The sequence below is a fragment of the Halogeometricum sp. CBA1124 genome, assembly GCF_009741955.1.
Classification (GTDB): domain Archaea; phylum Halobacteriota; class Halobacteria; order Halobacteriales; family Haloferacaceae; genus Halogeometricum; species Halogeometricum rufum.
The window spans coordinates 1-7,675 of record NZ_WPCD01000176.1; the positions used below are offsets into that span (position 1 = coordinate 1).

The 7,675-nt window shown below is 71.1% G+C and carries 6 protein-coding genes and 2 pseudogenes; 5 read left to right on the forward strand and 3 right to left on the reverse strand.

Annotated features, from left to right (window positions below):
• The coding region (locus GJ632_RS22365) for a hypothetical protein (protein ID WP_197428056.1) at positions 1–343 on the forward strand (343 nt) is incomplete at its 5' end.
• A 41-nt stretch (positions 344–384) separates the two neighbouring features.
• On the opposite strand, the gene GJ632_RS16925 is transcribed toward GJ632_RS22365, so the two are convergent.
• Entirely contained in the window at positions 385–1,404 is a 1,020-nt protein-coding gene (locus tag GJ632_RS16925; protein ID WP_089805841.1) for an aldo/keto reductase, read from the reverse strand.
• A 109-nt stretch (positions 1,405–1,513) separates the two neighbouring features.
• On the opposite strand from GJ632_RS16925, the gene GJ632_RS16930 reads away from it, so the two are divergent.
• Positions 1,514–2,518 (forward strand): Gfo/Idh/MocA family protein, encoded by a 1,005-nt coding sequence (locus GJ632_RS16930; protein ID WP_089805843.1) that lies wholly within the window; start codon positions 1,514–1,516, stop codon positions 2,516–2,518.
• On the opposite strand, the pseudogene GJ632_RS16935 reads toward GJ632_RS16930, so the two are convergent.
• A pseudogene (locus GJ632_RS16935) lies at positions 2,515–3,973 on the reverse strand (PQQ-dependent sugar dehydrogenase). The gene GJ632_RS16930 and the pseudogene GJ632_RS16935 sit on opposite strands and share 4 nt — an antisense overlap.
• Before the next feature lie 132 nt (positions 3,974–4,105).
• Between GJ632_RS16935 and GJ632_RS16940 the strand changes: the two are divergent.
• Complete coding sequence (locus GJ632_RS16940) at positions 4,106–5,119, forward strand: ABC transporter ATP-binding protein (RefSeq protein WP_191453567.1); 1,014 nt, start codon at positions 4,106–4,108, stop codon at positions 5,117–5,119.
• The gene (locus tag GJ632_RS16945) at positions 5,116–5,874 is read left to right on the forward strand and encodes an ABC transporter permease (RefSeq protein WP_191453568.1); all 759 of its coding nucleotides are present in this window, start codon (positions 5,116–5,118) and stop codon (positions 5,872–5,874) included. Before GJ632_RS16940 ends, GJ632_RS16945 begins: the two co-directional genes overlap by 4 nt.
• A 140-nt stretch (positions 5,875–6,014) precedes the next feature.
• Here the strand turns inward: GJ632_RS16945 and GJ632_RS16950 are convergent.
• Positions 6,015–7,057 (reverse strand): annotated as a pseudogene (locus tag GJ632_RS16950) (S1C family serine protease).
• A gap of 201 nt (positions 7,058–7,258) precedes the next feature.
• Between GJ632_RS16950 and GJ632_RS16955 the strand changes: the two are divergent.
• A partial coding sequence (locus GJ632_RS16955) for a bifunctional 4-hydroxy-2-oxoglutarate aldolase/2-dehydro-3-deoxy-phosphogluconate aldolase (protein ID WP_394351829.1) occupies positions 7,259–7,675 on the forward strand: 417 nt, incomplete at its 3' end.

Consider the following 7,675-nt stretch of genomic DNA (forward strand, 5'->3'; position numbering starts at 1 on the left):
GTCGGTGACGACGCTCGCCGCCCTCGTCGCCGCCGGCGTCGCGGTGAGCGTCTTCGTCGACCTCGACCACTTCGTCATCGCCCGCGGGATGGCGGGCGACTGGCACCACCTCGAACGGGCGGTGACGAACCCGCGAGTGGGGCTCCTCGAACAGGAGCGGGTGTTCGCCGACTTAGACGAGGCCGCTCTCGTCCACCGCAGACTGCTCAGCCACCACCTCGTCGCCGGCGCTCTCACGCTCGCACTCGCCCTCGCGGGCCGCGGGTCGCTGGCCGTCTTCGCCGCCGTCGTCCTCTACGCCCACGTCCTCTGCGACTACCTCAGAGACCTCGAGTACGCCTGAGTCGGCCGCTGCGCGGTCCCGGTCGGGAGTCGGGCAGTCGCTCAGTGCCAGAGCTTCCCGTCCTCGTCGTAGCGGGCGTCCATGATGCGCTCCCACTGGTCGTCCGAGAGGTCCACGTCCGCCGCGCCGACGTTCTCGTCCAGTTGGTCCTCGGTCCGCGCGCCGACGATGGGAATCACCGTCGCGTCGGGGTAGTCCATCAGCCACCGGAGGGCCACCTGCGCGGGCGAGGCGTCCACCTCGTCGGCGACGCTCCGGACGGCGTCGAGCACCTTCCACCCGCGTTCGGAGAGGTAGAACCGGTCGAACCGCTCGTCGAACGACCCGCGGGAACCGTCCGGCGCGACAACCTGTTCGGGGTCGTCGGGGTCGGCCCGTTCGTACTTCCCGGTGAGGAACCCGCCCGCCAGCGGGGAGTACGGGCAGACCGCGAGTTCCTGGTCGCCGCAGACGTCGAGGTAGTCCTTCACGTCCTCGTAGTAGCCCGCGTGGAACAGCGGTTGCGTCACCTCGAAGCGCTCCCAGTCGTGCAGGTCGGACTTCCACAGCGCCTTCGTCAGTTGCCACGACGCCATCGTCGAGGCGCCGAGGTAGTTCACCGTCCCCTCCTCGACCAGTCGGTTCAGCGTCGAGAGCGTCTCCTCGATCGGCGTCTCCTCGTCCCAGCGGTGGATGTAGTAGAGGTCGAGGTAGTCCGTCCCCAGTCGGTCCAGCGTCCCCGTTATCTGGTCGCGGATGTGCGTCCGCGAGAGGCCCGACCCGTTCGGGTTGTCCGGGTCGAAGCCGAAGTACACCTTCGAGGCGAGCACGTACTCCTTCCGGTCGCGTTGTGCCAACCAGTCGCCGATCCACGACTCCGAGCGACCGTTGGGGTTGCCGTAGACGTTCGCGGTGTCGATGAAGTTGCCGCCGCGGTCCGCGAACGCGTCGAGGAGGGCGTGGGCGTCCTTCTTCGACGTCTCCAACACGCCGCCCGTCTCGCGGCCGAACCGCCACGTCCCGAAACAGAGTTCGGACACTTTCGTCCCTGTGCTGCCGAGTCGGCGGTAGTCGAGACTCATGCGGGAACCGACGGCCGCGGGGTGCAAAAGTGTGCGACTTGCCGGCATGCGCGTTCGGTTTCGGCCGCTGTCGGTGCGCTTATGCCCGCCAAACCGCTCCGTCGGCAGTATGTCGAAACTCTCGGTCGCCGCCGTCGGACTCGGCGACCTGGGCCGGTTGGAGTGTCACGTCGTCGATTCGATAGACGGCGTCGAACTCGTCGGGGGCGCGGACCCCTCGCCGGACGCACGCGACGCCTTCGAACACGAACTCGGTCGCCCCGCGTTCGACTCGCACGAGGAACTGCTCGACGCGGTGGACGCCGACGCCGCCGTCGTCTCCTCGCCGCACGCGTTCCACTACGACCACGCCGTCGCGTGTCTGGACCGCGGTATCCACGTCCACCTCGAGAAGCCGATGGTGACGGACCTCGCCGACGCGCGAGCGCTGATTCGGCAGGCGCGGCGCGAGGGACTCGTCCTCGCGGTCGGATACCAGCGACACTTCGACCGCCGATTTCGGGAGATGCGCCGCCTGATAGACGACGGGCGCATCGGCGACCCGCACATGGTGACGTGCCACCTCGAACAGAACTGGGTCGACTGGAACCGGGACCGCTGGCGCGGCGACCCCGCGCTCTCCGGCGGCGGGCAACTGTACGACTCCGGGTCGCACCTCCTCGACGTGCTCTGCTGGACGACGCGGGCCGCGCCCGTGGACGTGGCCGCGACGATGGACTACCGCGACGCCGACGTGGACGTGAACGCCGCCCTCGCGGTCACCCTCGACCGGAACGGCGACCGACTCCTCGCCAGCGTCGGCGTCTCCGGCGACGGCCCCAGCGGTCCGGCCCCCGGCGAGGCACTGCAGATTCTCGGCACCGAGGGGTCGCTCTCCTTCGACGGCGAGACGGTCCGCGTCGTCGAGGCGGGGACGACGTACGAGGCGACGCCGCCGGAACCGGGGTTCGAGGAACTGACCGAGCGGAAACTGGAGAACTTCGTCGCCGCCGTCCGCGGGGAGGAAGACCTGGAGATTCCGGCGACGGACGCACTGAACGTGACCGCGCTGACGGAGGCGGCCTACGAGTCCGCCGAGTCGGGCCGCCGCGTCGCCGTCGACACGGACGTCTAGGGGGCGACCAGTCGGAACAGTTCGCCCGTCCGGCCGCCGACTCGCTGCGAGTCGCTCGTGAGGAGGTACAGGCCCTCGGTGTCGCGGCCGAACGCCGTCACGAACGACCCCGGCGCGGTGTCGCCCGCGACGGGTATCTCGGCGACGGGCCACGGCGTCGTCTCCGAGGCGGGGTCGGCGGCGAACAGGCGGCCCTCGGCCCGCCAGTCGGCGAAGAGGTACGCGCCCTCCAGTCCGGGGAGCGACCCGTCGCGGACGACGTAGCCGCCGATGACGGCGATGCCGGAGATGCCGTCGCCCGAGTGCGGGTACTCGACGACCGGGTCCACGAGCGGGTCGCTGTCGGGCGTCGTCGTCGGGCAGTCGCCCGCGCCGAAGCAGTGCGTCGCCTCGCGGACGTTCCAGCCGTAGTTGCCCCCTCGCTCGACGAGGTTCACCTCCTCGTACTCGTTCTGCCCCACGTCGGCGACGTAGAGGTCCCAGTCTGCCGCGTCGCTCTCGCCGCCGCCGTCGCTCCCGTCGGTGCCCACGTCGAAGGAGAACCGCCACGGGTTGCGGAGGCCCCACGCGTACTGTTCGTCCAGTCCGTCGGACCCGACCAGCGGGTTGTCGTCGGGTATCCCGTACGGCCGGTCCTCGCCCTCGGCGTCGACGTCGATGCGGAGGATGCTCCCCAGCAGGTTCTCCGTCACGTCCTGCCCGTTGCCGCCCGCGACGGGGTCGTACCAGTCCGCGACGTGGCCCGTGCCCCTGTCGCCGCCGCCCCCGCCGTCGCCGGTGGCGACGTAGAGGTAGCCGTCCGGGCCGAAGCCGAGGGCGCCGGCGTGTGGTTCGACTGCGGTTGGGGCAGTTCCAAGAGCGTCCGCTCTCCGTCGGGACTCGCCGTCTCGGCCCCGGGGTCCACCGTGAACTCCGAGAGGACGAACGTGTGGCTGTAGTTGCTCGGCGTCCCCGCTCGACGGGGTGCGCTGTACCGGACGAACAGCCGACCGTTCTCGGCGAACCCGGGGTGCGGGGCGACGCCTAGCAGGCCCTGCTCGGAGTAGCCGCCGACGTCGACGATGCGGCCCCTGAGGTCGAGGTACGGCGCCTCGCGCCGGCCGTCGGCCGTCACCTCGTAGACGACGCCGGGTTGGTCGACGACGAACCGCCGACCGGTGTCCGCGGGGGCGAAGTAGTCCACCGGCGAGACGAACCCCGAGGCGAGGCGTTCGACGGCGACGCTGGCGTCCGCGAGGGCGGTTCCATCGCCGTCGTCGTCGCTCCCGGAACTAGTTCGCTCTCCGCCGCCGGCCGTATCTGACGCGGGCGTCCGCCCGCGCCGTCGCCCGTGGGCGCGGAACTGCACCCGGCGACGCCGGCGAGGGCGGTTGCGAACCCGGCCGCGAGGACGCGACGGCGGGACAGCGAGACACGGCGCCGCGAAGACAGACCGCGGCGGGGCGGTGGGGACATACCTGTCCCACGGGAGGCGGCGGGAATAAGGTTGTCTCGGTGTAAATGTGCTGATAGTTCTGGCTGGGGTACCGCGTCGAATCCCGCGGCGGAATCCGAATCCTTACCACCGGACGGCGACCAATCCCGCGTATGGACGAGGTACTCGTCGCCGTCGACGTGCGGAAGTCGTACGGCGACAGAGACGCCCTCGCCGGCGTCTCGCTCTCGGTCGCCGAGGGGGAGGTGTTCGGCCTCATCGGCCCCAACGGCGCGGGGAAGACCACGCTGGTCCGCGCGCTCACCGGGACGACGGCCGTCGAGGGCGACGTGAGCGTCCTCGGAACGCCGCCGACGAGCGTCGAACGCTCCCGCATCGGACTCCTGCCGCAGTCGTTCTCGCCCGCCTCGCGCCTCACCGCCCGCGAACTCGTCGCCTACTACGCGGGCCTGTACGACGAGGCGCGCGACCCCGACGCGGTGCTCGCGGACGTGGGGCTGACGGGCGACGACGCCGACACGTGGTACGAGGACCTCTCGGGCGGTCAACAGCGACGCGCCTGCGTCGCCGCCGCCCTCGTGAACGACCCCGACGTGCTCTTCCTGGACGAACCGACCACCGGCATCGACCCCGCGGGCCGCCGGTCGCTGTGGACTCTCCTCGACGGCCTCGCCGCGGGCGGGACGACGGTGTTCCTGACGAGTCACTCGATGGCCGAAGTCGAACGCCTCGCGGACCGCGTCGGTCTGCTGAACGCCGGGGAACTCGTCGCCGTCGGGTCGCCCGGCGAACTCGTCGCCGAGTACGGCGGCGCGAGCAGACTCGAGGTGGAGACGGACGCCACGCCCGACTCGCTCCCGGATATCGTCCGCCGCCAGTATCGCCTCGCCGCGCGCGACGGGCGACTCGTCTTCGAGGGCCTCGCCCCGCGCGACATCGGCGACGCGGTGCGGGAACTGGAGTCCGCCGGCGTCGAGTACGACGCGCTGACGTGGACGCAACCCGACCTCGAAGACGTCTACCTCTCGCTGACGGGCGAGTCGTTCGAGGACGGCCCGGCCGTCGCGGACGCGCCGATGGCCGACGGCGGGTCCGCCGGCCGGGACGGCGGGGGCGGAGACGGCCGTGACCGTGACCGCGGACGCGACTCGGAGGGCGACAGATGAGTTCGCTCGGCCGCGTCCACGCGGAGTTCGTCGCCTCGTGGCACTCGTTCCTCCGTCGCCGGACGGCGGTGTTCTTCACGTTCTTCTTTCCGGTCATCATCGTCCTCATCTTCGGGGCACTCGTGCAGACGCAACCGACCGGTGGCGGTCTGTTCGCCGAACCGCCGGCGTACTACGTGCCGGGCTACCTCGCCGTCGTCGTCCTCTTCACGCCCCTCTCTCGCGTCGGGTCGACCATCGCTCGCCACCGCGAGGGCAACCGGTTCGAGAAACTGGCGACGACGCCGCTCTCGCGTCCCGAGTGGCTGCTCGCGCAGACGCTCGTGAACGTCGTCGTCATCGGACTCGCCGCCCTGCTTCTGTTCGCCCTCACGGTCCTCGTGACGGGGGTGTCGCTCCCGACGAACGCGGCGGCGGCGCTCGTCGTCCCGTCGTTCGTCGCCCTCGGCGTCACGCTGTTCTGCGGCCTCGGGGCGATTCTCGGCCGCGTCGCGGACTCGCAGGACGGCGTCATCGCGGCGTCGAACGCCGTCGCACTGCCCCTCCTGTTCCTCTCGGAGACGTTCGTCACGCCGGACCTCCTGCCGGCGTGGTTCCGCCCCGCGATAGACTTCTCGCCGCTGACGTACTTCGCTCGCGGCGTCCGCGCGGTGACGACGGGGACGGGCGACCCGTGGACGAATCTCGCCGTGCTGGCGGTGCTCGCGGCCGCGTTCTTCGCCGTCGGCGCCGCGTCCATCCCGCGGACGGACTGACTCTCGGCGTCACGCGTCGCGGCTTTCGGCGTCACGCGTCGCGTCGCTCCCTCGTGAACACGAACGACGGGAGCGGTACGACTCGGTCGTCGGCCTCCGTCAGAGCGTCGGACGAACCGTTCGTGCTGTGACCGCGCGGCTTACCGAATCGGCACGTCCGTCCCGCCGCCGCGGCGACGACGGGTGCGGCCGCGACGCGGCCGTTCGACCGCGGGGCGTTCGTCGAGGACGATGGTCACCGTCGCGGGTTCCCCGTCGCGAATCACGTCCACGGCGACGGGTTCGCCGGGGCGCGTCTCGGTGATGAGGTACCGCATCAGTTCCTCGTGCGACCGGAGTTCGCGCCCGCGATGCCGACGATGACGTCGCCGCCGACGGGGACGCGTTGGCCCCGGACCGTCTTCGTCCCGTCTGCGCCGCGGAGGCCGTCGCCCGGACGCGGTCCCTCGGGCGCCTCGACGACGAGGACGCCGCGCGGGTCGTCCAGTCCGTTCGCCTCGGCGACGGTGGGCGTCACGTCCAGCGTCCGCGTCCGGAGGTACGAGTGGGGGTAGCGACCGAGTGCGACCAGCGTCGGCACGACTCGTTCGACGATGGTCGGCGAGACGGCGAAGCCGATGTTGTCGCCCTGCCGGGCGCGGTTGACCCCGACCACCTCGTAGCGGTGCGCCGCGTCGCCGGCGTCGTCGTCGACGCGGAGGCCGACGAGCGGACCGCCGGAGTTGCCGGGGTTTATCGGCGCGTCCGTCTGCACCACGTCCGGGATGGCGAACCCGCCGGAGGTGGGCATCGACCGGTTCGCGCCCGAGACGATGCCGGCGGTGATGGACCCGTCGAGGCCGAGGGGGTTGCCGAGGGCGGCGACGGGACGGCCGGGACGGGGGTTCTCGGGGGCCACGGTCAGCGGAACCGCCGAGTCGGGCATCTCCTCGACGGCGACGACGGCGAGGTCCGTGTAGGCGTCCGTCCCGACCACGCGGCCGACGGCCCACGACCCGTCCGCGAAGCGGAGTTCGACGCGTTCGACGCCGTTCACCACGTGCTCGTTCGTCACGACGTGGCCCTCGTCGTAGACGAATCCGGACCCCGCGCCGACGCCCGGCGTCTCGCGGCCGACGTACAGGGAGACGACGGAGGGAATCACGTCGCGGTACAACCGTTCGAAGTCTACGTCTGCGTGCATGGTGTGCGACCCGTCCGGGTCACTTACCCGAAGTTAGGGACGGAGCTATTTCACCTCGTCGCGTGGTGTCACGCCACAGACGAGTCGCGGGACGGAGGGCGGGTGGGCCCCGCGTCGGCCGCGCGTCGAAGGCCGTGCCCGCCGCGCGTCGGTGCCCGTGTCGCGGGAGTTATTAGCCGCCGCGGCGGAGTCGGAGACGAGATGGTCACGCTCGACGCGAACGAGGACATGCAGCGACTGGTAGACAGCGGCGTCGTGGCGGTGATGCGCGGCGCGGACGCCGACACCATCATCGAGGTGGCGCAGGCGCTGAACGAGGGCGGCGTCACGGCGTACGAGATTACCGCGGACAACCCCGACGCGATGGAACTCATCAGCGAGGTGTCCGCGTCGTTCACCGACGAGGAGGCAATCGTCGGCGCGGGTACCGTCCTCGACAGCGAGACGGCCCGCGCGTCCATCATGAACGGCGCGGAGTTCGTCGTCGGGCCGAACTTCGACGAGGGCGTCGTGGAGACGTGCAACCGCTACGGAACGCTCGTCGCGCCGGGCATCCTCACGCCCACCGAAGCCGTGGACGCCTACGAGGCGGGCGCGGACATGGTGAAGGTGTTCCCG

What these genes read in the sequence shown, in the direction of transcription:
- GJ632_RS16930 (WP_089805843.1), top strand. Translation starts at nt 1,514, where the DNA reads ATGTCGAAACTCTCGGTCGCCGCCGTCGGACTCGGCGACCTGGGCCGG.
- GJ632_RS16925 (WP_089805841.1), bottom strand. Translation starts at nt 1,404, where the DNA reads ATGAGTCTCGACTACCGCCGACTCGGCAGCACAGGGACGAAAGTGTCC.
- GJ632_RS16940 (WP_191453567.1), top strand. Translation starts at nt 4,106, where the DNA reads ATGGACGAGGTACTCGTCGCCGTCGACGTGCGGAAGTCGTACGGCGAC.
- GJ632_RS16945 (WP_191453568.1), top strand. Translation starts at nt 5,116, where the DNA reads ATGAGTTCGCTCGGCCGCGTCCACGCGGAGTTCGTCGCCTCGTGGCAC.